At 59.0% G+C, this 26,725-nt stretch carries 27 protein-coding genes; 24 read left to right on the top strand and 3 right to left on the bottom strand.

Going from position 1 to position 26,725, the window contains the following annotated elements:
- The first annotated feature begins 101 nt into the window (after positions 1-101).
- From NK667_RS21550 to ispD, 7 genes are all read left to right on the top strand, one after another.
- The gene (locus NK667_RS21550) at positions 102-1,049 is read left to right on the top strand and encodes an acetyl-CoA carboxylase carboxyltransferase subunit alpha (RefSeq protein ID WP_054047168.1); all 948 of its coding nucleotides are present in this window, start codon (positions 102-104) and stop codon (positions 1,047-1,049) included.
- A gap of 131 nt (positions 1,050-1,180) precedes the next feature.
- Complete coding sequence (gene tilS / locus NK667_RS21545; RefSeq protein WP_054616003.1) at positions 1,181-2,509, top strand: tRNA lysidine(34) synthetase TilS; 1,329 nt, start codon at positions 1,181-1,183, stop codon at positions 2,507-2,509.
- A gap of 274 nt (positions 2,510-2,783) precedes the next feature.
- Complete coding sequence (locus NK667_RS21540; protein ID WP_054047165.1) at positions 2,784-4,415, top strand: CTP synthase; 1,632 nt, start codon at positions 2,784-2,786, stop codon at positions 4,413-4,415.
- Positions 4,416-4,420: 5 nt separating this feature from the next.
- The gene (gene kdsA / locus NK667_RS21535; protein ID WP_054047163.1) at positions 4,421-5,266 is read left to right on the top strand and encodes a 3-deoxy-8-phosphooctulonate synthase; all 846 of its coding nucleotides are present in this window, start codon (positions 4,421-4,423) and stop codon (positions 5,264-5,266) included.
- 156 nt (positions 5,267-5,422) lie between these two features.
- On the top strand, positions 5,423-6,712 hold the full coding sequence (eno, locus tag NK667_RS21530; RefSeq protein ID WP_054047161.1) for a phosphopyruvate hydratase: 1,290 nt from the start codon (positions 5,423-5,425) through the stop codon (positions 6,710-6,712).
- Positions 6,713-6,884: 172 nt separating this feature from the next.
- Positions 6,885-7,163: a cell division protein FtsB gene (gene ftsB / locus NK667_RS21525; RefSeq protein WP_008028992.1), complete on the top strand. Its 279-nt coding sequence runs from the start codon at positions 6,885-6,887 to the stop codon at positions 7,161-7,163.
- On the top strand, positions 7,160-7,867 hold the full coding sequence (gene ispD / locus NK667_RS21520) for a 2-C-methyl-D-erythritol 4-phosphate cytidylyltransferase (protein ID WP_054047159.1): 708 nt from the start codon (positions 7,160-7,162) through the stop codon (positions 7,865-7,867). The genes ftsB and ispD overlap by 4 nt, the downstream gene beginning before the upstream one ends.
- 111 nt (positions 7,868-7,978) lie before the next feature.
- Here ispD and NK667_RS21515 read toward each other — a convergent pair whose 3' ends face one another.
- Complete coding sequence (locus tag NK667_RS21515) at positions 7,979-8,875, bottom strand: LysR family transcriptional regulator (protein WP_054047157.1); 897 nt, start codon at positions 8,873-8,875, stop codon at positions 7,979-7,981.
- Between the two features lie 107 nt (positions 8,876-8,982).
- Here NK667_RS21515 and NK667_RS21510 point away from each other — a divergent pair, with 107 nt between their 5' ends.
- The 8 genes from NK667_RS21510 to rpoS all read left to right on the top strand — a co-directional run bounded on the left by NK667_RS21510 (position 8,983) and on the right by rpoS (position 16,117).
- Positions 8,983-10,095, top strand: a complete 1,113-nt coding sequence (locus NK667_RS21510) for an S-(hydroxymethyl)glutathione dehydrogenase/class III alcohol dehydrogenase (protein ID WP_054616002.1) — start codon at positions 8,983-8,985, stop codon at positions 10,093-10,095.
- Between the two features lie 8 nt (positions 10,096-10,103).
- Complete coding sequence (gene fghA / locus NK667_RS21505) at positions 10,104-10,949, top strand: S-formylglutathione hydrolase (RefSeq protein ID WP_054616001.1); 846 nt, start codon at positions 10,104-10,106, stop codon at positions 10,947-10,949.
- Between the two features lie 43 nt (positions 10,950-10,992).
- Positions 10,993-11,466 (top strand): 2-C-methyl-D-erythritol 2,4-cyclodiphosphate synthase, encoded by a 474-nt coding sequence (ispF, locus tag NK667_RS21500; protein ID WP_054047151.1) that lies wholly within the window; start codon positions 10,993-10,995, stop codon positions 11,464-11,466.
- Positions 11,463-12,521: a tRNA pseudouridine(13) synthase TruD gene (gene truD / locus NK667_RS21495; RefSeq protein WP_054047148.1), complete on the top strand. Its 1,059-nt coding sequence runs from the start codon at positions 11,463-11,465 to the stop codon at positions 12,519-12,521. Before ispF ends, truD begins: the two co-directional genes overlap by 4 nt.
- Positions 12,509-13,258: a 5'/3'-nucleotidase SurE gene (gene surE, locus NK667_RS21490; protein WP_054047146.1), complete on the top strand. Its 750-nt coding sequence runs from the start codon at positions 12,509-12,511 to the stop codon at positions 13,256-13,258. Before truD ends, surE begins: the two co-directional genes overlap by 13 nt.
- A gap of 41 nt (positions 13,259-13,299) precedes the next feature.
- Positions 13,300-13,935, top strand: a complete 636-nt coding sequence (locus NK667_RS21485) for a protein-L-isoaspartate(D-aspartate) O-methyltransferase (protein WP_173860469.1) — start codon at positions 13,300-13,302, stop codon at positions 13,933-13,935.
- Between the two features lie 211 nt (positions 13,936-14,146).
- Complete coding sequence (locus tag NK667_RS21480; protein ID WP_082356636.1) at positions 14,147-15,004, top strand: peptidoglycan DD-metalloendopeptidase family protein; 858 nt, start codon at positions 14,147-14,149, stop codon at positions 15,002-15,004.
- Positions 15,005-15,109: 105 nt separating this feature from the next.
- Positions 15,110-16,117 carry an RNA polymerase sigma factor RpoS gene (rpoS, locus tag NK667_RS21475; protein WP_054047143.1) on the top strand — a complete coding sequence of 336 codons (1,008 nt, stop codon included), beginning with the start codon at positions 15,110-15,112 and terminating at the stop codon, positions 16,115-16,117.
- 461 nt (positions 16,118-16,578) lie between these two features.
- Here the strand turns inward: rpoS and fdxA are convergent, their stop codons facing one another.
- Both fdxA and mutS read right to left on the bottom strand, forming a co-directional pair.
- A complete protein-coding gene (gene fdxA / locus NK667_RS21470) occupies positions 16,579-16,902 on the bottom strand; it encodes a ferredoxin FdxA (RefSeq protein ID WP_054047139.1) in 324 nt (107 codons plus the stop codon).
- Between the two features lie 142 nt (positions 16,903-17,044).
- Positions 17,045-19,612 (bottom strand): DNA mismatch repair protein MutS, encoded by a 2,568-nt coding sequence (mutS, locus tag NK667_RS21465; protein ID WP_177331464.1) that lies wholly within the window; start codon positions 19,610-19,612, stop codon positions 17,045-17,047.
- Between the two features lie 207 nt (positions 19,613-19,819).
- Here mutS and NK667_RS21460 point away from each other — a divergent pair, with 207 nt between their 5' ends.
- From NK667_RS21460 to NK667_RS21420, 9 genes are all read left to right on the top strand, one after another.
- Positions 19,820-20,554, top strand: a complete 735-nt coding sequence (locus NK667_RS21460) for a LexA family transcriptional regulator (RefSeq protein ID WP_054616000.1) — start codon at positions 19,820-19,822, stop codon at positions 20,552-20,554.
- 507 nt (positions 20,555-21,061) lie between these two features.
- Positions 21,062-21,643: a DUF642 domain-containing protein gene (locus NK667_RS21455; protein ID WP_054615999.1), complete on the top strand. Its 582-nt coding sequence runs from the start codon at positions 21,062-21,064 to the stop codon at positions 21,641-21,643.
- An 81-nt stretch (positions 21,644-21,724) separates the two neighbouring features.
- Positions 21,725-22,075 (top strand): phage holin family protein, encoded by a 351-nt coding sequence (locus tag NK667_RS21450; RefSeq protein WP_054615998.1) that lies wholly within the window; start codon positions 21,725-21,727, stop codon positions 22,073-22,075.
- A 23-nt stretch (positions 22,076-22,098) separates the two neighbouring features.
- The gene (locus tag NK667_RS21445; protein ID WP_054615997.1) at positions 22,099-22,611 is read left to right on the top strand and encodes a hypothetical protein; all 513 of its coding nucleotides are present in this window, start codon (positions 22,099-22,101) and stop codon (positions 22,609-22,611) included.
- A gap of 3 nt (positions 22,612-22,614) precedes the next feature.
- Positions 22,615-23,226: a phage baseplate assembly protein V gene (locus NK667_RS21440; RefSeq protein ID WP_054047124.1), complete on the top strand. Its 612-nt coding sequence runs from the start codon at positions 22,615-22,617 to the stop codon at positions 23,224-23,226.
- A gap of 10 nt (positions 23,227-23,236) precedes the next feature.
- Complete coding sequence (locus tag NK667_RS21435; RefSeq protein ID WP_054047123.1) at positions 23,237-23,569, top strand: phage baseplate protein; 333 nt, start codon at positions 23,237-23,239, stop codon at positions 23,567-23,569.
- Entirely contained in the window at positions 23,566-24,561 is a 996-nt protein-coding gene (locus NK667_RS21430) for a baseplate J/gp47 family protein (RefSeq protein WP_054047120.1), read from the top strand. Before NK667_RS21435 ends, NK667_RS21430 begins: the two co-directional genes overlap by 4 nt.
- A complete protein-coding gene (locus NK667_RS21425; RefSeq protein ID WP_054615996.1) occupies positions 24,558-25,193 on the top strand; it encodes a phage tail protein I in 636 nt (211 codons plus the stop codon). The genes NK667_RS21430 and NK667_RS21425 overlap by 4 nt, the downstream gene beginning before the upstream one ends.
- On the top strand, positions 25,194-26,720 hold the full coding sequence (locus NK667_RS21420) for a phage tail protein (protein WP_054615995.1): 1,527 nt from the start codon (positions 25,194-25,196) through the stop codon (positions 26,718-26,720). It begins immediately after the preceding gene.
- The last annotated feature ends 5 nt before the right edge of the window (positions 26,721-26,725 follow it).

Below are 26,725 nucleotides of genomic sequence, written 5' to 3'. Positions count from 1 at the left end.
TTTTTAATCTCGACCTGAACGCGCCTCTCCCTTAAGGTAGGGCGCGAATAGACAACCGGCCGGCCCAAGCTCTCTTGGATGTCGACCCAAGACGGACGCCTATGAACCCGAATTTTCTAGATTTCGAACAGCCGATCGCCGACCTGCAAGCCAAGATCGAAGAGTTGCGCTTGGTCGGTAATGACAATTCGCTGAATATCGGCGATGAGATCTCCCGCCTGCAGGACAAAAGCAGCACCTTGACCGAAGACATCTTCGGCAAGCTGACCAGCTGGCAGATCGCGCGTCTGGCGCGTCACCCGAAACGTCCATATACCCTGGACTACATCGAACACATCTTCACCGAGTTCGATGAACTGCACGGCGACCGTCACTTCTCCGACGACGCTGCCATCGTCGGCGGTATTGCCCGTCTGGACGACCAGCCGGTGATGATCATCGGTCACCAGAAAGGCCGTGAAGTGCGCGAGAAGGTTCGCCGCAACTTCGGCATGCCGCGTCCGGAAGGCTACCGCAAGGCTTGCCGCCTGATGGAAATGGCCGAACGCTTCAAAATGCCGATCCTGACCTTCATCGACACTCCGGGTGCTTACCCGGGTATCGACGCCGAAGAGCGCAACCAGAGCGAAGCGATTGCCTGGAACCTGCGCGTAATGGCGCGCCTGAAGACCCCAATCATCGCCACCGTAATCGGTGAAGGCGGTTCTGGTGGTGCATTGGCGATCGGTGTTTGCGATCAGTTGAACATGCTGCAGTACTCGACCTACGCGGTGATTTCGCCGGAAGGTTGCGCATCGATCCTGTGGAAAACCGCAGAGAAGGCCCCGGATGCCGCTGAAGCCATGGGCATCACCGCCGAGCGCCTGAAAGGCCTGGGCATCGTCGATAAAGTAATTGGCGAGCCTTTGGGCGGCGCTCACCGCGACCCGGCTGCTGCGGCGGCATCGATCCGTGCCGAGCTGAGCTCGCAACTGGCGATGCTGAAGAAGTTCGACAACGAAGCGCTGCTCAAGCGTCGTTACGATCGACTGATGAGCTACGGTCTCTGATCTGACCTCGGCTTCAATGTGGGAGCGGGCTTGCTCGCGAAAGCGGTATAACATTCAACTGGTGTGTTGAATGTTAGGCAGCCTTCGCGAGCAAGCCCGCTCCCACATTTGTTTTGTGTGAAGTGATCGATATGAGCCAGTCCATGATTGATCTGTCTGCCAGGCTTCTGCTGAACCTCAAGCCTTGGCGCACCGCCACCACTTGGCGCATCGCCTTCTCCGGAGGCCTCGACTCCACCGTCCTGCTGCACCTTCTCGCACACCTCGCCAAAACCCAATCCCTGCCAACGCTCAATGCTGTCCATGTTCACCATGGTCTTCAGGCTGCTGCTGATGCGTGGCCGGCGCATTGTCAGTCAGTCTGTGATGCGCTGGGTGTGCCGCTCGAGGTTGTCCGCGTCAAGGTTCAGTCAGGCGCCAGCCTTGAGCGTGCCGCCCGGGACGCGCGTTATGGCGCCTTCATCAAGTGCACTCACGCCAATGAAGTACTGCTGACCGCCCAGCACCGTGACGACCAGGCCGAAACCCTGCTGTTTCGACTGTTGCGCGGGGCCGGGGTGCGAGGGTTGTCGGGCATGCCGAGTGAGCGGGCATTGGGGCAGGGGCATTTGCTGCGACCGCTGTTGGATGTCACGCGGGCGGACCTTGAGGTGTACGCCGCTGCGCACCAATTGAGATGGATCGAAGATCCCTCGAATGAGGATCGGCAATTTTCGCGCAATTACCTGCGGCATCAAGTATTCCCGGTGTTGACCGAGCGTTGGCCGCAGGCGCAGGCGACCATGGCCCGCAGCGCGGCGCATCTGCGCGAAGCCCAAGGACTGCTCGATGAGTTGGCGCAGATCGATCTGGATGAGGCGGGTCACCGCAATGATTTCGATTGGCTGGGCTTGCCGTCCCTGGAGCTGGCGTCATTGGAAAAGCTCTCTGCCGCTCGTCAGCGCAATGCCTTGAGTCACTGGTTGGCGACCCGGACGCGGTTGCCGGACAGCGACCATTGGTCGGGTTGGCAAGATCTTCGCGATGCCACCGGCGATGCCCGTCCTATCTGGCGACTGGCGGACGGTGAATTGCATCGCGCGAACGGGCGTATCTGGTGGCTGTCCGGTGCATGGTTGCGCACGCCGCCGGTGGTCGGGCGTTGGGCTGATCCCACGTTGCCGCTGGCGTTGCTCGATAACGGCCTGCTCTCATTGACCGGCCCGATCCCCGATGGCTCGCTGCATATCCGCTATCGTGAAGGTGGTGAAATCATGAATTTGCCTGAGCGCGGCCACCGCGACCTGAAGCGTTTGCTTAATGAAAGTGGTGTACCGTCATTTGCCCGTGGCAGATTGCCGCTGCTCTATCGCGGCGAGCAATTGCTGGCGGTGGCGGGGTTGCGGGGATTGAACGGCAGCGCGCGGGATGGCTGGAATTTACATTGGCAGCCGCCGAGCGAAGATCAAGGTTTGAGCTGAAAGGGGCTTTCCGGTAGACTACGCTCCCTTCTTGATACAACTTCTGTGGATTCGCCTGAATTGCAGGAGTTGCCGATTACCAAGCAGTCTTTGCTGGGCGATTCCAAAAAATGTGTAGCGAGCAACGCACCGGTGTTTCATCTCCCGGTCTGTCCCAACGCGGCGGTTTTTTTGAAAGATGCACTGTGATTAATGCAGGTGATCGGGGGCTTCGGCCTTCCTTCGCTTTCCCCGGCGGCTCGGACCGCTTTAACGCAGACTTCTAGGGTTTTTCATGACGCGCTACATATTCGTCACGGGCGGTGTTGTTTCTTCATTGGGGAAAGGCATTGCCTCGGCTTCATTGGCGGCCATCCTGGAGGCGCGGGGACTTAAGGTCACCATGCTGAAGCTGGACCCGTACATCAACGTTGACCCGGGCACCATGAGCCCGTTCCAGCACGGTGAAGTGTTCGTCACCCACGACGGCGCCGAGACCGACCTGGACTTGGGCCACTACGAGCGGTTCATCCGCACGACCATGACCCAGAACAACAACTTCACCACCGGCCGTGTCTACGAACACGTCCTGCGCAAAGAGCGCCGTGGTGATTACCTGGGCGCCACCATCCAGGTGATCCCGCACATCACCGACGAAATCAAGCGCCGGATCATCAAGGGCGCCGGCGATGCCGACGTGGCCATGGTCGAGATCGGTGGCACCGTGGGTGACATCGAATCGCAACCGTTCCTCGAAGCGATCCGTCAATTGCGTTTCGAAGTCGGCGCCAAGCGCGCGATGCTGATGCACCTGACGCTGGTGCCATACATCGCCACTGCCGGCGAAACCAAAACCAAGCCAACCCAGCACTCGGTCAAGGAACTGCGTTCCATCGGTCTGCAACCTGACGTGCTGGTGTGCCGCTCCGATCACCCGATCGACATCTCGTCGCGTCGCAAGATCGCCCAGTTCACCAACGTTGAAGAACGTGCGGTGATTGCACTGGAAGACGCCGACACCATCTACAAGATCCCGGGCATCCTGCATTCGCAAGGCCTGGATGATTTTGTCGTCGAGCGTTTCGGCCTGCAATGTGGCGGCGCCGATCTGTCCGAGTGGGAAGCCGTGGTGGACGCCAAGCTCAACCCTGAGCATGAAGTCACCATCGCCATGGTCGGCAAGTACATGGAACTGCTGGACGCCTACAAGTCGCTGATCGAAGCGATGAGTCACGCCGGCATCAGCAACCGCACCAAGGTCAACCTGCGCTACATCGATTCCGAAGACATCGAAAACCAGGGCACCGCGCTGCTGGAAGGTGTCGACGCGATCCTCGTACCGGGCGGCTTCGGTCTGCGTGGCGTGGAAGGCAAGATCACCGCCGTTCAATTCGCTCGTGAAAACAAGATTCCGTACCTGGGTATCTGCCTGGGCATGCAGGTGGCCGTGATCGAGTTCGCTCGTAACGTGCTGGGCTGGAAAGATGCCAACTCCACCGAGTTCGATCGCGCCAGCGGTCACCCGGTCGTGGGCCTGATCACCGAGTGGGAAGATGCCACCGGCGCTGTCGAAACCCGTACCGAAGCGTCCGATCTGGGCGGCACCATGCGTCTTGGCGCACAGGAATGCCTGCTGGAGCCGGGTTCGCTGGTTCACGATTGCTACGCCAAAGACGTGATCGTCGAGCGTCATCGTCATCGCTACGAAGTGAACAACAACCTGCTGCCGCAAATCATGGAAGCCGGCCTGAAAATTTCCGGTCGCTCCGGTGATGGCGCGCTGGTTGAAGTGGTTGAAGCGCCGGATCATCCTTGGTTTGTCGCTTGCCAATTCCACCCTGAGTTCACCTCGACACCGCGCGACGGTCACCCGTTGTTCACCGGCTTCGTCAAGGCAGCGTTGACTCAACACCAGAAGAAGGCATAAATCCGATGGCGCAGAAGATCATCCGTGTAGGCGATATCGAGATTGCCAACGACAAGCCAATGGTGCTTTTCGGTGGCATGAACGTGCTGGAAAGCCGCGACATGGCGATGCAGGTCTGCGAAGAGTACGTCAAGGTCACCGAGAAACTCGGTATCCCTTACGTGTTCAAGGCCAGTTTCGACAAGGCTAACCGTTCCTCCGTGACCTCTTACCGTGGCCCCGGCCTGGAAGAGGGCATGCGGATTTTCCAGGACATCAAGCAAGCCTTCGGCGTGCCGATCATCACCGACGTCCACGAGCCTGAACAGGCCGCGGTCGTCGCTGAAGTCTGCGACATCATCCAGCTGCCGGCCTTCCTGTCGCGCCAGACCGACCTCGTGGTCGCGATGGCCAAGACTGGCGCCGTGATCAACATCAAGAAAGCCCAGTTCCTCGCGCCGCACGAGATGAAACACATCCTGAGCAAGTGCGTGGAAGCGGGTAACGATCAGTTGATCCTCTGCGAACGCGGTTCGAGCTTCGGCTACAACAACCTGGTCGTCGACATGCTCGGCTTCGGCATCATGAAGCAGTTCGAATACCCGGTGTTCTTCGACGTGACCCATTCGCTGCAAATGCCTGGCGGTCGTTCCGATTCCGCTGGTGGTCGTCGCGCCCAGGTCACCGACCTGGCCAAGGCTGGCATCAGCCAGTCCCTGGCGGGCCTGTTCCTCGAAGCCCACCCGGACCCGGACAACGCCAAATGCGACGGCCCTTGCGCCTTGCGCCTGGACAAACTGGAGCCATTCCTGGCCCAGCTCAAAGCTTTGGACGAACTGGTTAAGAGTTTTCCGACGGTAGAAACCGCGTAAACCTCATTTCTCCGGTAAAGTACCGCACGATTTAATGTTCAGGCCCTCGGGCCTGAGCCTTATCGTCCGCAAGCCTGCCCGCTGCACATCACTTGCCGACGGTAAAAGATTTCCTCTAGCTGCGTCGTTTTCGTCAACTTTGGAGTGTTTACAACAATGGCAAAAATCGTCGACATCAAAGGTCGTGAAGTTCTCGACTCCCGTGGCAATCCCACCGTCGAAGCGGACGTGCTTCTCGATAACGGCATCATCGGCAGCGCTTGCGCGCCGTCCGGTGCTTCCACTGGCTCGCGTGAAGCACTCGAGCTGCGTGATGGCGACAAAAGCCGTTACCTGGGCAAGGGCGTACTCAAAGCCGTAGCCAACATCAACGGTCCGATTCGCGACCTGCTGTTGGGTAAAGACCCAAGCGACCAGAAAGCCCTCGATCACGCGATGATCAAGCTCGACGGTACTGAAAACAAAGGTTCCCTGGGCGCCAACGCGATCCTCGCCGTTTCCCTGGCCGCGGCCAAGGCAGCAGCACAGGACCAGGACCTGCCGCTGTACGCTCACATCGCCAACCTGAATGGCACTCCGGGTGTCTACTCGATGCCGGTTCCGATGATGAACATCATCAACGGTGGCGAGCACGCCGATAACAACGTCGACATCCAGGAATTCATGGTTCAGCCGGTTGGCGCCAAGTCTTTCTCGGAAGGTCTGCGCATGGGCACCGAGATTTTCCATCACCTCAAAGCTGTGCTGAAGGCCCGTGGCCTGAGCACTGCGGTCGGTGACGAAGGTGGTTTCGCACCCAACCTGGCCTCCAACGAAGACGCTTTGAAAGTGATCTCCGAAGCTGTGGCCAACGCCGGTTACAAGCTGGGCACCGACGTGACCCTGGCACTGGACTGCGCGGCCAGCGAATTCTACGAAGACGGTAAATACAACCTGTCCGGTGAAGGCCACGTGTTCACCTCGGAAGGTTTTGCTGACTATCTCAAAGGTCTGACCGAACGTTACCCGATCATCTCCATCGAAGATGGCCTGGACGAGTCCGACTGGGCTGGCTGGAAAGTCCTCACCGACAAGATCGGCGAGAAAATCCAACTGGTGGGCGACGACCTGTTCGTGACCAACACCAAGATCCTGAAAGAAGGCATCGATAAAAAGATCGCCAACTCGATCCTGATCAAGTTCAACCAGATCGGCACCCTGACCGAAACCCTGGAAGCCATCCAGATGGCCAAGGCCGCTGGTTACACCGCCGTCATCTCGCACCGCTCCGGCGAAACCGAAGATTCGACCATTGCCGACCTGGCTGTGGGCACCGCGGCTGGCCAGATCAAAACCGGCTCCCTGTGCCGTTCCGATCGCGTTTCCAAGTACAACCAACTGCTGCGTATCGAAGAGCAGTTGAACGGCAAAGCCAAGTACAACGGTCGCAGCGAGTTCCGCGGCTGATTGTTAAATGGTAAAAAAGACAGCGGATTGTGTCGAAAAAATCGCGACAGCGACGTTTTTGCCACTAATCTGATGCCTTAAGAGCACAAGCCTGGGTCTTCCAGGCTTCGTGCTATCAGAAGCTTCATAGTTTTGGCATGGCTGTCTTTTTTCACTGGATACCTGATATTCGATGCGCAGTCCCAATTGGTTGTTCCTCGTCTTGCTCCTGCTGCTGGCTGGCCTGCAGTACCGCCTGTGGGTGGGAAATGGCAGTCTGGCGCAAGTGGCCGAGCTGACTCAGCAGATTGCGGATCAACACGCCGAGAACGAAGGTTTACTCGAGCGCAATCGGGTGATGGACGCTGAAGTCAGTGAGTTGAAAAAAGGCATGGAGACCGTTGAAGAGCGGGCTCGTCATGAGTTGGGCATGGTCAAGGACGGTGAAACCCTTTACCAGTTGGCTCAATGATCCAGTCGTTACCGGCCTTCTGGGCCGTAATTCCTGCCGCGGGCGTCGGTGCCCGTATGGCCGCGGACCGTCCCAAGCAATACTTGCAACTGGGCGGGCGCACTATTCTCGAACACAGCCTCGGCTGTTTCCTTGATCATCCTGCCCTGAAGGGGTTGGTGGTCAGTCTTGCGATTGATGATCCTTATTGGCCGAACCTGGCCTGTGCCTCCGACCCTCGCATTCAGCGGGTAGAGGGTGGTGCCGAGCGTTCCGGGTCGGTGCTCAACGCGTTGCTGCATTTGCATGCGCTGGGTGCTGATGATGAGGATTGGGTGTTGGTGCATGACGCTGCTCGACCGAATCTGGCCCGGGACGATCTCGATAAGTTACTGAGTGAATTGGCGGACGATCCGGTCGGCGGACTGCTGGCAGTGCCGGCACGCGATACCTTGAAGCGGATTGATAAGCACGGTCGTGTGGTTGAAACCGTGGATCGCAGCGTGATCTGGCAAGCCTATACGCCGCAGATGTTTCGTCTCGGCGCGTTGCATCGGGCATTGGCTGATAGTCTGGTGGCCGATGCAGTGATCACTGATGAAGCGTCGGCGATGGAATGGTCAGGTTTGGCGCCGCGCTTGATTGAAGGTCGGTCGGATAATCTGAAGGTCACCCGCCCCGAAGATCTGGAGTGGTTGCGTCAGCGTTGGGCTAACCGGCGCTGAAAGATCGCAGCCTCGTTGCACTCGACAGCTCCTACATTGCACGCGCTCACCGTATGGCACCTGTAGGAGCTGTCGAGTGCAACGAGGCTGCGATCTTTTGATCTTCAACCGTCAAACCCGATACTCCGGTCGCTCAGCCAATCCCTCCTTCAAAAAATCCACCAACTTGCGCACCTTCGGCGACAGATGCCGCTGCTGCGGATACAGCGCCCACACTGCCGTATTCGGCGGTTGATGCGCATCGAGCAGCGAAATCAATGCTCCGCTTTTCAGATGCTCCAGCACGTAATAGTCCGGCAACTGACACAACCCCACCCCTTGCAGCGCCGCATCCAATACTGCTTGCCCACTGTTGCAACGCCAGTTTCCCTGCACCCGCTGGGAAAACTCCCGCCCGTTCTGTTCCAGTTGCCACAGGTCCGAACTGCCGATGAGGCAGTTGTGCCGACTCAATTCCGACAAGCTGTGTGGCCGACCGTACCGTTCCACGTAGGACGGGGAGGCGCACAAATACATGCGTCGCGGTGCCAGGCGTGTCGCCACCAGTCGTGAGTCCTGCAGGCGACCAAGACGGATCGCCAGGTCCAGGCCTTCATGCACCAGATCGAGTTGGCGATTGCTCAGCTCGATGTCGATCCGCAATTGCGGGTAAAGCCCCATGAAGCGGGTTACCAGCGGCACGATAAAGCGCTCGCCGTAAGCCACGGCGCAGGTCATGCGCAGCATGCCTTTGGGTTCGCTGGTGAGATCACCGACCGCGCGCAACGCTTCTTCGCGACCATCCTGTAGACGCTGGCAATGTTGCAGGAATGTTTGCCCGGCCTCGGTCAGCGTGACCCGACGGGTGCTGCGATACAGCAGGCGCGTCTGAAGTCGTTCTTCCAGGCGTACGATTTGTCGACTGACATGCGAGGAAGAAACCCCTAGGCGTTCAGCCGCAGCGGTGAATTGGCTGCATTCGGCGACGGCGACAAATTCGTCGATCCCTTCCCAGCGGTTTTCCGACATTAAGGATTATCCCTGTACGGCAATAATATTTTGCATTTGTCCTGATTATTCATCGTACGGCTGTGTATTACACTCCCTGTCTCGTTTTTATTCACTGGAGAGTCAGCATGATTAAGTCGCGCGCCGCCGTTGCCTTCGAGGCCAAGAAACCCCTCGAGATCGTTGAAGTCGATGTCGCCATGCCGAAGGCCGGTGAAGTCCTGCTGCGCGTGGTGGCTTCCGGTGTTTGCCACACCGACGCCTACACCTTGTCCGGCGCCGACCCGGAAGGCATCTTCCCGTCGATCCTCGGTCACGAAGGTGGCGCGGTGGTCGAAGCCATCGGCGAAGGCGTGACCTCGGTGGCCGTCGGCGATCACGTAATCCCGCTGTACACCCCGGAATGCCGCCAGTGCAAATTCTGCCTGTCGGGTAAAACCAACCTTTGCCAGGCCATTCGTGCTACCCAAGGCAAAGGCCTGATGCCGGATGGCACTTCGCGTTTTTCCTACAAGGGCCAGCCGATTTTCCACTACATGGGCACCTCGACGTTCTCCGAGTACACCGTGTTGCCGGAAATCTCCGTCGCCAAGATCCCAAAGGAAGCGCCGCTGGAAAAAGTCTGCCTGCTGGGCTGTGGTGTCACCACCGGCATCGGCGCGGTGCTGAATACCGCCAAAGTAAAACCGGGTGACACCGTCGCGATCTTCGGCCTCGGCGGTATCGGTTTGTCAGCGGTAATCGGTGCAGCGAAAGCCAAGGCTGCGCGCATCATTGCTATCGACATCAACCCGGCCAAGTTCGAGATCGCCAAGCAACTGGGTGCAACCGAGTGCGTTAACCCGAAAGATTTCGATCGTCCGATCCAGGAAGTCATCGTCGACATGACCGATGGCGGCGTCGACTTTTCCTTCGAGTGCATCGGCAACGTGCAATTGATGCGCGCGGCCCTTGAGTGCTGCCACAAGGGTTGGGGCGAGTCGGTGATCATCGGTGTGGCCGGTGCTGGCCAGGAAATCTCGACCCGTCCGTTCCAGCTGGTGACCGGTCGCGTCTGGCGCGGTTCGGCGTTTGGCGGCGTGCGCGGGCGTACCGAGTTGCCAAGCTACGTTGAAATGGCCGAAACCGGCGAGATCCCGCTGGATACTTTCATTACCCACACCATGGGCCTGGAAGATATCAACAAGGCGTTTGACCTGATGCATGAAGGCAAGAGCATCCGTTCCGTCATCCATTTCTGAGGTCGCTCATGAGCCTGGAAAATATCTCCTGCCAGAAAAGTTTCGGCGGCTGGCACAAGCGCTATCGGCACCGCTCCGACGTGCTCGGCTGCGACATGGTGTTCGCCGTGTACTTGCCGCCGCAAGCGGAGCAGGGCGGCAAGTTGCCAGTGCTGTATTGGCTGTCCGGCCTGACCTGCACCGACGAGAACTTCATGCAAAAGGCCGGCGCCATGCGCATGGCCGCCGAGTTGGGGCTGATCATCGTTGCGCCGGACACCAGTCCGCGCGGCGCTGATGTACCGGCAGATCCGGATGGCGCCTGGGATTTTGGCCTTGGCGCCGGCTTCTATCTGAATGCCACGCAGGAACCGTGGTCCCGGCACTACCGGATGCATGACTATGTCGTGCAGGAATTGCCGGCATTGGTCGAAGCGCATTTCCCGGCGTCGGACAAGCGCGGCATCAGCGGTCACTCCATGGGAGGTCACGGCGCGCTGGTCTGTGCGTTGCGCAATCCGGGGCGCTATCAGTCGGTGTCGGCGTTTTCGCCGATCAACAACCCGATGGATTGCCCGTGGGGGCAGAAAGCGTTCTCCCGCTACCTGGGAGAAGACCGTTCGAAGTGGCGCGAGTGGGATGCTTGCGCACTGATCGCTGAAGCCGATGAGCAATTGCCGTTGCTGGTCGACCAAGGTGATCGCGACGATTTCCTCGCCACCCAGCTCAAGCCTGAAGCCCTGCAACAGGCCGCCAAACTGGCTGGTCATCCGCCGACGTTGCGCCTGCAACCGGGCTACGACCACAGCTATTTCTTCATCGCCAGCTTTATAGGCGATCACTTACAGCATCACGCGCGCGCCCTAGGCGCCTAATGCAGGTAGAATCACGCCCTGACAAAAATCGGGGCGTTTTTTTATGCGTATTGGCCACGGCTATGATGTGCACCGTTTCGCTGAAGGCGATTTCATTACTCTGGGCGGCGTGCGCATTGCACACGGCTTCGGGCTGCTCGCTCACTCCGACGGTGACGTCCTGCTGCACGCCTTGAGCGATGCCTTGCTCGGCGCTGCTGCGCTGGGTGATATCGGCAAGCACTTCCCGGACACCGACCCAACGTTCAAGGGCGCCGACAGCCGTGTGCTGTTGCGTCACGTCGTCGCACTGATCCACGCCAAAGGCTGGAAAATCGGCAACGTCGATAACACCATCGTCGCCCAGGCGCCGAAAATGGCCCCGCATATCGAATCGATGCGCGCGCTGATTGCCGCGGATCTTCAAGTTGAGTTGGATCAAGTGAACGTGAAAGCTACCACCACTGAAAAGCTTGGCTTTGTCGGTCGCGAAGAAGGCATCGCCGTGCATTCCGTTGCCTTGTTGCTGCGCGCATGAACGAGCTGCAATTGCTCGGCCCACGAGCCTATGGTGAAGCCCTCGGCACGGCGGTACTAAAAGCCACGGCAGAAGATTTTCAGGTCGATGAAGTGCTCAATATCCCCCTCAGCGGTGATGGCGAGCACTTGTGGATCTGGGTCGAAAAGCGCGGTTTGAATACCGAAGAAGCTGCACGCCGGATCGCCAAGGCGGCGGGCGTGCCATTGCGTACCGTCAGTTATGCGGGATTGAAGGATCGTCAGGCGCTGACCCGCCAGTGGTTCAGCGTGCAACTGCCGGGCAAGGCCGATCCCGATCTGTCGGCGGCCGAAAACGACACGTTGAAAATCCTCAAGACCGGTCGGCACAAGCGCAAGCTGCAGCGCGGTGCCCACTCGGCAAATGGCTTCACGTTGCGCCTGACCCAGTTCGCGGGTGATAAAGCGGCAATCGAAGAACGCCTGCAACTGATCGCCCAAAAAGGTATTCCGAATTATTTCGGCGCCCAGCGTTTCGGCTTTGACGGCGGCAACGTGGTCGATGCCCGCGGTTGGGCGGCACGTAAAGCGTTGCCGGAACAGCGCAATGTGCGTTCGCGCCTGCTCTCCACCGCGCGCAGTTTTCTGTTCAACCAGGTGCTGGCGGCACGCGTCGCCGATGGCACCTGGCAGAAAGCTCAGGTCGGCGATCTGCTGGCTTTCACTGACAGCCGCAGCTTTTTTCCGGCCGGTGAAGCAGAGTGCAGCGACCCGCGCCTGGCGATTCTCGACCTGCATCCGACCGGCCCACAGTGGGGCGAAGGTGACTCGCCGGCCACGGGCGCTGTCCATGAACTGGAGCAGGAAATCGCCAGCCGCGAAGCAGACTTGCGCGATTGGTTGATTAACGCCGGTATGAGCCACGAACGTCGCATCCTGCGGCTGCCCATTGGTGGGTTGACGTGGCATTATCCCGAGCCTGACATTCTGCAACTGGAATTCGTCCTCCCGGCCGGATGCTTCGCCACTGTATTGGTGCGCGAACTCGTCGATCTGGTGCCGGTGGGGCAGACGGACAGCCCATGCGTATTCTGATATCTAACGACGATGGGGTAACCGCACCCGGTCTCGCCGCGCTTTATGCTGCGCTGGCGGATTACACCGAGTGCGTGGTTATCGCCCCGGACCAGGACAAAAGCGGCGCCAGCAGTTCGCTGACGCTCGACCGTCCGTTGCACCCGCAAACCCTGGCCAACGGCTTTATCAGCCTCAATGGCACACCCACCGATTGTGTGCACCTGGGCCTTAACGGCTTGCTGGAGCGCCAGCCGGACATGGTGGTTTCCGGTATCAACCTGGGGGCGAACCTGGGGGACGATGTGCTGTATTCCGGCACCGTGGCGGCGGCCCTTGAAGGTCGCTTCCTGGAGCGTCCTTCGTTTGCCTTTTCGTTGGTCTCACGACAAGTAGAGAACCTTCCCACAGCCGCCTACTTTGCGCGCAAACTGGTCGAAGCCCATGCTGACCTCCAGCTGCCACCGCGCACGGTGCTGAACGTGAATATTCCCAACCTGCCGCTGGACCATATCCGTGGAATTCAGTTGACCCGACTCGGGCATCGCGCCCGCGCCGCGGCACCAATGAAAGTCGTCGATCCGCGCGGCAAGTCCGGTTACTGGATTGCCGCCGCCGGGGACGCCGAGGACGGCGGCCCGGGCACCGATTTCCATGCGGTGATGCAGGGCTTTGTTTCGATCACGCCACTACAACTGGATCGCACGTTCAATGATGCCTTCAGAAGTCTCGATGGCTGGCTGGAGGGGCTGCGTTAATGTCTCGTGAACAAGACGATATGCTGCGTCGCGGCATCGGGATGACCTCTCAACGAACCCGTGAGCGGCTCATTCAGCGGCTATATGAAGAGGGGATTTCCAACGCCAAGGTGTTGGAAGTGATCCGCCGCACACCTCGCCATCTGTTTGTCGACGAGGCGCTGGCGCATCGCGCCTATGAAGACACCGCGCTGCCGATCGGCAACAACCAGACCATCTCCCAGCCTTATATGGTGGCTCGCATGAGCGAGTTGCTGCTGGAGGCGGGTCCGCTGGACAAGGTGATGGAGATTGGCACTGGCTCGGGCTATCAGACCGCCGTGCTGTCGCAACTGGTGGAGCGGGTGTTCTCCGTGGAGCGCATCAAGGTGTTGCAGGACCGGGCCAAGGAACGCCTGGTCGAGTTGAACCTGCGCAACGTGGTCTTCCGCTGGGGCGATGGCTGGGAAGGCTGGCCTGCATTGGCGCCGTACAATGGCATTATTGTTACCGCCGTCGCCACCGACGTGCCCCAGGCACTGCTCGATCAGTTGGCACCGGGTGGGCGTCTGGTGATTCCAGTCGGCTCCGGAGAGGTCCAGCAATTGATGCTGATCATCCGTGAAGAACAGGGCTTTTCCCGACGCGTTCTGGGGGCGGTGCGCTTCGTGCCATTGCTCAACGGGCCACTCGCCTGAGCATTTGTTTTTGCGCGCTGAATTCTCTTCGATTGCCCATGTCTTACAGCGGCGTCGATCAGTTAAACGGGATTCATCGGCAGGCAGCAAACGTGTGCGCGAAGCGATTTCGCTTCATTAAGGGTAAAGCCTGTACGGCCCGTTATACTTGCGACATCTCGTGCCGAAACACGGCAATCCACATTTTCAGCCACCACAAAGGGAGCGGCGGGTGAGTCTCACAGTCATTGCGCAGCGTATGGTTACAACAAGCTTTCAGCGCCTGGTGACTGGCCTTGTCTTGAGCACGTTGCTGGTCGGTTGCTCCAGCACCAAGTCGAGCACCGTAGGTGTGGTGGATCGCAACAAGGCGGTCGCCCAGCGTCCGGCAGTGACGACGGGTCAATACGTCGTTCGACCTAAAGACACCCTGTTCTCGATCGCTTTTCGCTACGGTTGGGACTACAAAGCCCTCGCGGCACGGAACAATATTCCTACGCCGTATACGATCCATCCGGGTCAGACAATTCGCTTCGATGGTCGTACCGGTTCAACGTCTACAGCAGCCGCCAGCACATCGGATTCAACGCCTTCATCGTCGCTGAAAACAACGGTAATTCGACGCCAGCCGAATGGCGCAACCACGACCACAGCGGTGGTTGCACCGTCCGTCGCCAACAAGCCAGCACTCGCGCCACTGCCTCCGGCAGGCCCGGCCCCGACCGGCTGGGGATGGCCTTCTAATGGCATATTAATTGGAAAATTCTCTTCAAACGGTAGTTTGAATAAAGGAATTGATATCGCCGGGGATTTGGGACAGCCTGTTTTAGCTGCGTCTGATGGGACGGTGGTATACGCCGGGAGTGGCTTAAGGGGCTACGGCGAATTAGTCATCATCAAACACAGCGATACCTACGTCAGTGCCTACGGACATAACCGCAGGCTTTTGGTTCGGGAGGGGCAGCAGGTCAAAGTCGGACAGACAATTGCCGAAATGGGGTCAACGGGTACAGACCGGGTGAAACTGCATTTTGAGATTCGCCGACAAGGTAAGCCTGTAGATCCGCTGCAATTCCTGCCACGTCGTTGATTTGTTGTCAGCCTGTTCCGTCGCGTAGAGGGAACAGGCTCCAGCGTTGCCAAGGATAAAGGCGCCGCTTGAGCTTGAGGTCGAACTCACCAAAGGACTATAACAATGGCTCTCAGTAAAGAAGTGCCGGAGTTTGACATCGACGATGAGGTTCTCCTTATGGAGACCGGCATCGCTACGGATTCGATGTCGAATGATGAAGGGGCTGCACCGCCTTCCGTTCGCGCCAAATCCAAACACTCCGCTTCGTTAAAGCAACACAAGTACATCGACTACACGCGGGCACTCGATGCCACGCAGTTGTATCTCAATGAAATCGGCTTTTCCCCGCTGCTCTCCCCGGAAGAAGAAGTTCATTTTGCGCGCTTGTCGCAAAGTGGCGATCCTGCCGGGCGCAAGCGCATGATCGAAAGTAACCTGCGACTGGTGGTGAAAATCGCCCGGCGTTACGTCAATCGTGGCTTGTCGCTGCTGGACCTGATCGAAGAGGGCAACCTCGGGCTGATCCGGGCAGTGGAAAAGTTCGACCCCGAGCGCGGCTTCCGCTTTTCGACCTACGCAACCTGGTGGATTCGTCAGACCATCGAGCGCGCGATCATGAATCAGACCCGGACCATCCGGTTGCCGATCCATGTGGTCAAAGAGCTTAACGTGTACCTGCGGGCTGCACGGGAGCTGACGCAAAAGCTCGATCACGAACCTTCACCCGAAGAAATCGCCAACCTGCTGGAAAAACCGGTAGGTGAGGTCAAGCGCATGCTGGGCCTGAATGAACGGGTTTCTTCGGTCGACGTCTCGCTGGGTCCGGATTCGGATAAAACCCTGCTGGACACCCTTACCGACGATCGTCCAACCGATCCATGCGAACTGCTGCAGGACGATGACCTGTCCCAGAGCATCGATCAGTGGCTCTCGGAGCTGACCGACAAGCAACGCGAGGTGGTCATACGCCGCTTCGGCCTGCGCGGTCATGAGAGCAGCACGCTTGAAGATGTAGGCCTGGAAATCGGTCTTACCCGGGAGCGGGTCAGGCAAATCCAGGTGGAAGGGCTCAAACGCCTTCGAGAGATTCTCGAGAAGAATGGCCTGTCGAGTGAGTCGCTGTTCCAATAAAGCGCTCATGCAATGCCACCAAAAAGCCCCGACTGGTTCGGGGCTTTTTGTTGCCTGGGAGAAATCTCGGGTTCGTAGTCTCGCGTTGTAAGTCTTCGCTTACTCTTTCGTAAGTGTTCGTTATCTTTACAGGTTGGCAGTTGGCCATTTTCACAGAGTCGTCATGTTAACTGGCTGACTAATATAGATATTTTGTTTTATGAAGTGCATATGACAGAGCGTTTCGCCAGGCAAGTGCGGTTGCTCATGCCGAGGAATTCTCTAGTATCTGGGTTGTGTCGACGGATAGACACGCCCTTCAAGGAAGAGGGGAAAGGACATCGCAGGACGCGGTTCATCAGGACGATGAAAAGGAATACAGGGAATAGGGAAAAAATGTGGGCGGGTCAAACCGCCCCTTTTTTTTGCCTGCAGAAAAGCAAAAAGGCCCGCAAGGGGCCTTTTCGAGAACGCGCGGTAAATCAGCGTTCGAGGTCTTTGATCTTGCCTTTGACGCCATCCCACTCTTCGGCATCGGGCATCGATTCTTTCTTCTCGGTGATGTTTGGCCAGATTTCTGCCAGCTCAACGTTCAGCTGAATGAATTCCTGCATCTCTTCCGGGACTTCATCTTCGGAGAAGATGGCCACGGCCGGGCATTCTGGTTCGCACAGTGCGCAGTCGATGCACTCATCCGGGTGAATCACCAGGAAGTTCGGGCCTTCGTAAAAGCAGTCCACCGGACAGACTTCTACGCAGTCGGTGTACTTGCACTTGATGCAGTTGTCGGTGACGACGAAGGTCATTTCTAATTTTCTCCTCAGGCGGCGGCAGCGGAGCCCCTTCACGTTGGGGTCGCCAGGTTCGGGAGCGATAGTCTGCTGGCCAGGCTATGAGCCAGCAGCATCCCAAACCGCGCGAGATTCTAACAGCTTGCAGGCAAAGGCGTTAGATCCGTGTCTTTAGTGTATAGAGCATTTCCAGTGCACGACGCGGACTCATATCGTCCAGATCAAGTTTGGCCAGCTCATCCAGTACCGGATGCGGCAGGCTGGCGAACATGTCGCTCTGCTGCGGCGTGGCCGGTTTGCCTTTGACGGGCTTGGGAACTTCATGCGGCAGGGCGGTGGCTTCCAGTCGGCCCAAGTGCTCACGGGCACGCACGATCACTTCGCTTGGCACACCGGCCAACTGCGCAACCGCCAGGCCATAGCTCTGGCTGGCCGGCCCTGGCAGCACGTGGTGCAGGAACACAATGCGTTCGTTGTGCTCGGTGGCGTTGAGGTGCACGTTGGCCACCAGCGGCTGGGCTTCCGGCAACACGGTCAGTTCGAAGTAGTGGGTGGCGAACAGCGTGTACGCGCGCAGATGCGCCAGACGCTCGGCCGCCGCCCAAGCCAGGGACAGACCGTCGAAGGTGCTGGTGCCGCGCCCGACTTCGTCCATCAGCACCAGGCTGCGTTCGGTGGCGTTGTGCAGGATGTTCGCGGTTTCGCTCATCTCGACCATGAAGGTCGAACGACCGCCCGCCAAGTCATCGCTGGAACCGATCCGGGTGAAGATGCGATCCACCAGGGACAATTCGCAACTGGCCGCCGGCACGAAACTGCCGATATGCGCCAGCAACACAATCAACGCGGTCTGGCGCATGTAGGTGGATTTACCACCCATGTTCGGACCGGTGATTACCAGCATGCGCGTGTTGTCGTCGAGGCTCAGGTCGTTGGCCACGAACGGCGTGCTCAGCACTTGCTCGACCACCGGGTGACGACCCTGGCTGATGCGCATGCACGGCTCACTGACGAAACGTGGGCAGTTCAGATCGAGGTTCAGCGCGCGTTCCGCGAGGTTGCTCAACACGTCCAGCTCGGCCAGTGCTGCTGCGGTGTCTTGCAGCGGCGGCAGTTGCGAAATCAAGTCTTCGAGCAGCGCTTCGTAGAGCATTTTCTCGCGGGCCAAGGCACGGCTCTTGGCCGACAACGCCTTGTCTTCGAACGCCTTTAGCTCCGGCGTGATGAAGCGCTCGGCGCCTTTGAGCGTCTGGCGGCGGATGTAATCTGCCGGTGCCGACTCGGCCTGTTTGCTTGGCAACTCAATGAAGTAACCGTGAATGCGGTTGTAACCGACTTTCAGGTGCGACAGACCAGTGCGTGCCTTTTCCCGGGCCTCGAGGTCGATCAGGAACTGCCCGGCGTTTTCGCTGAGCGATTGCAGGTCGTCGAGTTCGGCGTCGTAACCGGTCTTCAACACACCGCCGTCACGGATGACCGCCGGTGGGTTGTCGATAATGGCTTTTTCCAGCAACGCCGCCAGTTCCGGGTAGGTACTGGTGGTCGCGGCCAGTTGAATAATGTGCGGGGCTTCCAGCTCGGTCATCGCCACTTGCAGCTCGGGCAGTGCGCCGAGAGCGTCGCGCAGGCGGGCCAAGTCGCGAGGACGAGCGTTACGCAAGCCGATCCGCGCCAGAATCCGCTCGATGTCGCCGATTTCCTTGAGCTGCGGTTGCAGCTTTTCGAAACGGTAGGCGTCGAGCAGGCAAGTGATCGAGGATTGACGCGCCAGCAGCACGGTCAAATCCCGCAACGGACGGTTCAACCAACGGGTCAGCAAGCGGCTGCCCATTGCGGTCTGGCAGCGATCGACCACTGATTGCAGGGTGTTCTCGCGGCCGCCCGCCAGGTTGGTATCGAGTTCCAGGTTGCGACGGCTCGCGCCATCCAGCACCACGGTGTCGTCCAGGCGTTCATGACGCAGGCTGCGCAAGTGTGGCAGGGCGGTGCGCTGGGTTTCCTTGGCGTAACTGAGCAGGCAACCGGCGGCGCCGATGGCCAGGGTCAGGTTCTCGCAACCGAAACCTTTAAGGTCTTGGGTCGAAAATTGCTGGCAGAGACTTTTCAGGGCCGTATCGCGTTCAAAATCCCACGGTGCACGACGACGAACCCCACGACGTTTCTCCGCCGGCAGGTCTTTTGGCCAATCGTCCGGGATCATCAGCTCTACCGGATTGACCCGCTCCAATTCCGCCAGCAGGTTTTCCCAGCCTTTGATTTCCAGCACGCTGAAGTTGCCGCTGGTGATGTCCAGCACTGCCAGACCGAACAAGCGCTCGTCACCCAGCACCGCCGCGATCAGGTTGTCTCGACGCTCATCCAGCAGCGCTTCATCACTGACCGTCCCCGGCGTGATGATCCGCACCACCTGACGATCCACCGGCCCTTTGCTGGTGGCCGGGTCGCCGACCTGCTCACAGATCACCACCGACTCGCCGAGCTTGACCAGTTTCGCCAGGTAACCTTCCGCGGCGTGGTAAGGAATCCCACACATCGGAATCGCCTGACCCGCCGACTGCCCACGGGCGGTCAGGGTGATGTCCAGCAACTTGGCAGCCTTCTTCGCGTCTTCATAGAAGATCTCGTAGAAGTCACCCATGCGGTAGAACATCAGCTGGTCAGGGTGCTGATTCTTCAGGCGCCAGTATTGCTGCATCATCGGCGTGTGCGAGGACAGATCGGAGATAGCTTTATTCATCGGAAATCAGGAAAACTCGTTGAAAGGTGTAGGGCAAAGGAGGGGCATCGGCCCGGCTTTTCCGCGATGGGCGCAAGGTTAACATGAGCGGTCTGCCGGACGCAGGCCCGGGCCTTGTGGCTTATTACGACTATTTTTGCTTTTTATGCATATCTGCATTTGTTTTCCGGAAAAAGATCAAGCACTATTCGCGTTATGCAAAAACGCAACGTTTCCTCAGTCTTAAGAGCGCTGCTCGACCAGCACGGGATCTCCCCCACGGAGCTTCACCGTCGCACCGGCGTGCCGCAATCCACACTCTCGCGAATTCTCAGCGGGAAGATCGTCGATCCCTCGGATAAACACATCTCGAAGATCGCCGAGTACTTCGCCGTGAGCACCGATCAACTGCGCGGGCGCGTGGATGTTGCGCCAGTCGCGGGTGCCGGGCGCGAGCCCCTACATTCCGAACTCAAGGACATAAGCTTGTGGGACGACGATACCCCTGTCGATGACGACGAGGTGTCGGTCCCCTTTCTTCGCGAGGTTGAATTGGCTGCTGGATCAGGAAGATTCGTCATCGAAGAAAGCGAGCGCTCCAGCTTGCGCTTCGGCAAGCGCAGTCTGCGTCACAACGGCGTGCAGTTCGACCAGGCCAAGTGCGTGACGGTACGGGGCAACAGCATGTTGCCGGTCCTGCGCGATGGTGCCACCGTCGGCGTGAATGCCGGTAAATGCGGAATCGGCGACATCGTCGATGGCGACCTGTACGCGATCAACCATAATGGCCAGCTGCGGGTGAAACAGCTTTATCGCCTGCCGACCGGTATCCGCCTGCGCAGCTTCAACCGTGATGAGCATCCGGACGAGGACTACACCTTCCAGGAAATCCAGGAAGAGCAGATCGTCATCCTCGGTCACGTCTTCTGGTGGGGCATGTACGCCCGTTAACCTCAACGCTGTCAGATAAAACCCGCCACCCGGTGGGTTTTTTTTCGCCTGCAGAAAATGGCCAAAGCCTTTGCTGGTGGGGGTTTCATGCGTTCGTGCATTTGTCATGCATAAATAAATGCATTTACGCATTGACTGGATATGCATCCATGCATATTCTTTGTCTCAAGCCGCTCAACAAAGCGGCTCGAAACGAAGCTCTTTAGTTCCACCACAAAGGCAGCGATGAACCGGCCTCAACGGTTCAGAGGGTTGGCAACTGACCCGGGTGTGCAGCGTAAAGCACCAGAAGCAGTTATCCGGCGGGCAGGGACCGCGGTCGGAAAAACAATTTGAATGGACTCGTACCGCGCCAGTAGCGCCGAAAAGTCAGCTTCCTTTTTTGCACACAGGATTAAAGGAAGGCGAAGGACCGCATTACTGAAAAGCCCGGCCAACACCGGGCTTTTTGGAATGCCTACCTACCGTCAGGCATCAAGCCAACCTTTCAACTCACCAGGTGAACTCATGGACGTCTTCAAAAAACACATTACCCGGCTCTTGCTGTCCGTTGCGCTGCTCAGCGCCGGAGGCAACGCTGTTGCGGCCAACCTTTTGGTCAACGGCAGCTTCGAAGAGCCGGGCTGCAGCGGTAGCTGCATTCTGGATACCACCGCAAAAACCAACTTCATTACGGGCTGGACGACGTTTCTGTCCGGTGCCGAGTATTTCAACATGCCGGCCTCGATCGGCGGCTCGGTCGCTGCGGACGGCGTGGTAATTGTCGACCTGGCCAACTACGTCTACGGCAACGGCGGCGGCATTCAGCAGAACTTTGCCACCACGGCTGGCGCCAAGTATCGCTTGACCTTCAGTGCTGGTAACTCGCGATTCGCCAGCCGCTCCGGCGACGGTGTCATCCAGGTGAAAGTGGCCGGGCAAACGGTCTCCTTCAACACCCCGGTCGCCAAAGGCGTCACGGTCGAGTGGAGCACCATCACCTACGACTTTACCGCCACCACAGCGCAAACCACGTTGGCGTTTTTCAACGAACAGAACCCTTACAACAACTTCGCCTTTATCGACAACGTGATCGTTGAACGTCTTTAAAGCCGCATCGCCTGACATCACCAGGGCCGCGTCCACAACACGCAGCCCGATCCTTCATCAATCACCCCCGGGAGGCGTGACATGACAAACGAGCAACAAGCGTTGCTGGACATGCCGATCTGGCTTGTCATCGTCCTTGCCCTGGTGGGCGGGGTGTCCGGCGAAATGTGGCGCGCCGACAAGGAAGGCGCTCGAGGCTGGGCGCTGTTGCGGCGCCTGGCGTTGCGCTCCGGGGCCTGCGTGATCTGCGGGGTCTCCGCGATCATGTTGCTGTACGCCGCTGGCGTGTCGATCTGGACCGCGTGTGCGTTCGGCTGCCTGACAGCGATGGCCGGCGCGGACGTGGCCATCGGGCTGTATGAGCGCTGGGCGGCGAAGCGGATTGGTGTCTGCGACGTCCCGACCCGCGATTCCCACACGGATCAACCCTAAAACGAAGGCACAGGAGGCCGTTAATGCCCGTTGTCATCGAAAAACCTTCGCAGATGGTTACCGCCATTGCTGATGCGTTACGCATCGCCTTGCCTGGCGTAAGGGTCGGTAGCCATCAAGATTTCGACAGCAGCATCGATTCGACCTGGGTGCTGATCGCCATCGACCACGATGCGCCGGGCACTCGCGCCAATAACGGACGCATCGCGCATGTCCTGTCGATTTCATTGCAAGTCGTGTTGCCGACGCCGGGGCCTGAAGTGTGCGATCTGGTCAGCGAGCTGAAGAATCTCGTCACTGACAATCGCTGGAAACTGCCAGCCGATCAATGCGATTTGCCGCAGGACATCGATGGCCTTCCGGCCATTTCCCTCAGCGGTGCACGGGAATACAACGCCTGGACCGTTTCATTCACCCAGACGCTGTACCTCGGACCGCTGTTGCTCGAAGACCCGACCGGCATCCCGAAATTCGCCCGGACCTGGGAGGTATCGAACATCGACGACCCGGATCAATACACCGCACTCGAGGACTAGCCCATGTTTGATGCGCTGCTACGGATGCAACTGGGCCCGATCATCGAGCGACTGGCGCAGATGGAGACCGAGCTTGAAGACTTGTATCGACGCGCCGACAGCTTCTGTCGGATCGGCGTGTGCCAGGAGGTCGATGCTGCCAGCAATACCTGCAAGGTCCGCCACGGTGAATTGCTGACCCCGGCCATCCGCTTTTTCAACCCGAGTGCCGGTGCTCAGAGCGAATCGCGGATCCCCTCTGTCGGCGAGCAATGCCTGCTGCTGAATCACGGCGGCGGCGAGGGTGGCAGCCAGTCGGTCGCGTTATTCGGCCTTAACGGCGACCGGTTTCCTCCGGCCTCGACACTGGCTTCGCTGACCCGTCGCCTCTATCAGGACGGCACGGAAAGCGGCTACGACGATGCCAGTCATGTCCTGCACTGGAACAACGGTCCGGCGGCCTTCACCGGTTCTCGTGAATCGCTCGAATTGAGCATCGGCCCAGCCCGATTGGCGATGACACCCCAGGCAATCACTTTGCAACTGGGCGCGGTCGGTTTGCTGATCGACGCTGCCGGTGTGCACCTGAGCGGCCCGGTGGTGGATCACCAGGGGCGTGTCATCAGCCCCAAATGAAAGGTTTCCCATGATCGGAATCGATAGAAACACCGGAGCCACCGTCGACGACTGGCTGCAGTTTGTGCAGCGCGCAACCCGAGCACTGACCACACCGTTGGGCACCCGCCAGAAGCGTCCTTTGTATGGCAGCACGCTGCCTGAATTGCTGGGGCAGAACCTCGGCGACGACGTGCTGATCCTTGCCCAGAGCCATGCGGCGCAGGCGTTCTACAACAAGCAGAACGGCATCGACGATTTTGAGCCGCAGGTCATTGTGGCCAGCCGGCACGGTGCGGGGTTGTTGCTGCGGTTCGCCGGTACCTGGAAAAACCGTCAACAGACCTTCGAGGTGGTGACATGAGCATGTTGATCCCCGGCCAAAACCAGTTGGCCGAGCCGGCCATCGTCACCGTCGAAGCGTTTGAGGACCTGCTCGCAGAGTTCAAGACCTTTGTCGTTGAATACGTCGGTGCCCGCTCTCCCGAGAGCGCGGCGAAGCTGAAAGTCAGCCTGGAAAATGAAAGCGAATTGCTGACCCTGGCCCTCGAGGCCTTTTGTGTGCGGGTGCAAACTCACGAGCGCAAATACAACGCCAGGATCAAGCAGATGCTGGCGTGGTGGGCGACGGGTAGCAACCTCGATGCACGCCTGGCGGACATGGGCCTTGAGCGTCAGTTGCTGGACCCGGGCGACCCGGCGGCATTCCCGCCCATCCCGCCGGTTTTTGAAAGCGACGACGACGCCCGGTTGCGTTATTACCTGTCACCCCACGCTCCGGCAGCGGGGTCGCGAATGCAGTATCGCCGCGAGGTGTTCACCCTCGGCGAACGGCCCTCGGTGAAAGTGGAAACTGCGGCGGCGGGTGTGGTGACGGTCACTTACACCTTCAACCCGGATGGCTTTGCCGCGCAGGTCAAGGACGGCAATGGACGCCGTACGGCTCCCGGAGAAGTGATGGTCACTGTGCTGGCCCGAGAGGGTGATGGCACACCGTCCGCTGCGCTGCTTACCGGCGTTCGCCAACACTTTGCCCGGCCAGATGTGCGGCCGGAAACGGACCTCGTGACGGTGCAGGGCGCGCAAATCAAGACCTACAAAATCCGTGTCGTGGCGAAGATCAACGCCGGTCCCGATTCGGGGCTGACCAAGGTCGCTGCGCAACAGCAGTTGCAGGCGTATGCCGACTCTTGTCATCGCCTCGAAGGGCGAGTCGACCCGAGCTGGATCGACTACACGCTGCACAGCGCCGGCGCGGTTCAACTGCAAATCCTTGAACCGCTGGCGCCGATCGTGACCACGGCGTTCCAGGCCCCGTATTGCACGGGTGTCGAGGTCGAGGTGGACACGCTATGAGTGATGACATACCACGGCCGAGCCTGTTACCGGCCAACAGTTCACCGCTGGAAAGGGCTCTCGACCTCGGTTTTGGCCGCTTGCTTGAACGCATTACGCCGCCGTTTCCCGAGTTGATGAACCCCACCGAAACACCGCTGGCGTTCTTGCCGTACCTCGGCGCGGATCGCGGGGTCAGCGAGTGGAGCTCCGCAGCGCCCGAAGCGGAAAAGCGTTTGACGGTCGAACTCGCCTGGCCCACCGCACGCCAGGCCGGTACTCGAAAAGCGCTGGAAAATGCCGCCAAAGGCTTGCAGTTGCAACCCGAAGTGCGCGCCTGGTACGAGCAATCGCCGCCCGGCCAGCCCTACAGTTTTTCCGTCAGGGCCTTTACCGAACAGCCTTACAGCGAAGAAATCGATGCACGCCTCGATCGACGCCTGGCGGACGCCAAAAGCGAGCGCGACACCTTAAAGGTCTCCGTCGGCCTGAGTGCCTTCGGCAATCACGTCATCGCCGCCGCCACCGTGTGCGGCGAGCTGACCACGGTTTATCCGATTGTCATCGAAGGGCTCGAAGCCTCGGGCCAGGTCTTTATGGCCGCCGGGCTCTACGCCGTCGAAACCTCCACTATTTATCCTCAGGGGTCCTAAATGGCCGACTATTACACCCTGCTTACCAACGCGGGGATCGCCTACGAAACTGCCTGCAAAGCGGCGGGCCTGCCGATCAAGTTGTCTCAACTGTCCGTCGGCGACGGCGGTGGCGCGGTTTACAACCCGGCCGCCACCGACACAGCGCTCCGGCGCGAAGTCTGGCGCGGGCCGCTCAATGCACTGTTCCAGGATGAGAAAAACCCGAGCTGGCTGCTCGCTGAAGTCACCATCCCGCCCGAGGTTGGCGGCTGGTATGTGCGCGAGGCCGGGATCTGGACCGATACCGGCATCCTCTACGCCATCGTCAAGTACCCGGAGTCGTTCAAACCGGTATTGGCGACGTCGGGCTCGGGCAAAGAGTTCTACATTCGCTCGATTTTCGAGACCAGCAATGCGGCGTTGGTGACGTTGTTGATTGACGACACTGTGGTTAAAGCGACGCGTGCGTGGGTGACTTCCTATGTCGCTGACGAACTCGCCAAACTCGACAGCAAGCAATCGGTGTGCGTGGCGACTACCGCCAACATCACGTTGGCTGCGCCTCAAACGATTGATGGCGTGGCGGTCGTTGCGGGGGATCGCGTGCTGGTTAAAAACCAGACGGCTGCGAAAGATAACGGCATCTATGTGGCGGCGGTGGCTGGCTGGGTACGGTCGAAAGATGCGGATGTCAGTGCCGATGTAACGTCGGGCCTGATTGTTTCCGTAGAGCAGGGGGCAACGCTGGCGGACACTCGTTGGCAGTTGATCACTGACGGGGCGATTATCTTGGGTACTACGGCGCTGACGTTTCAGAACGTGACGCAAGGCTTTGCGCCGCTCAATGCTCCGGTGCTGATCAGCCCTACGGCAAATACGCCGCCACAGTTTGACAATGGCAAGGCATTGGCAACGACGGAGTTTGTGCAACGCGCCCAAGGGAATTTCGGCGGGCAGACAAACATCTTTACTCTTCCGGCCTCGCTGACTCCTGCTATGGCTGGGCGCAGGATTGTTATCAACGTGCCGGGAACGCTAACCCTGCCCCCACTGACGGCAAGCCCGGCCGGGTCCCGATTTTACATTCTCAATAGTGGACCCGGTGATATCACGGTAACTCGCCAAGGCGCTGACACCATCGCGGCACTGGCCAAGTCGCTAACAAGTGTCACGATTCCAAGTGGCTCTAACGCAGTTGTAGCATGTGGTGATGTCTACTACGTCGTAGAGGAAGGCGTTGCTTCACTGAAGTACTCCAACGAATTCTCGGCGTTACTGTCCGCGAATGGTTATCAGAAAAACCCATCGGGATTGATCGAGCAATGGGGAATCATTCCAGCGATCCCTGCCAACGGTTCGATTTTAGTCAACTTCCCCATCATCTTTCCTGTCGCCGCCGCTGGTTTCTCAATAGCCGGCGGAGCGTCTGGTCCGGGGATACCTGGGGTCAACTGCTACAACATCTCAAACAGTCAAGTTCGGTTCTGGAATCAATCCACCACAGTAGCCACGCAGGCTGGTGGGTATCGAGTTGTCGGCTTCTAAGGGAG

The organism is Pseudomonas nunensis (assembly GCF_024296925.1).
GTDB lineage: Bacteria > Pseudomonadota > Gammaproteobacteria > Pseudomonadales > Pseudomonadaceae > Aquipseudomonas > Aquipseudomonas nunensis.
This window is presented reverse-complemented; position numbering and strand designations above follow the sequence as displayed.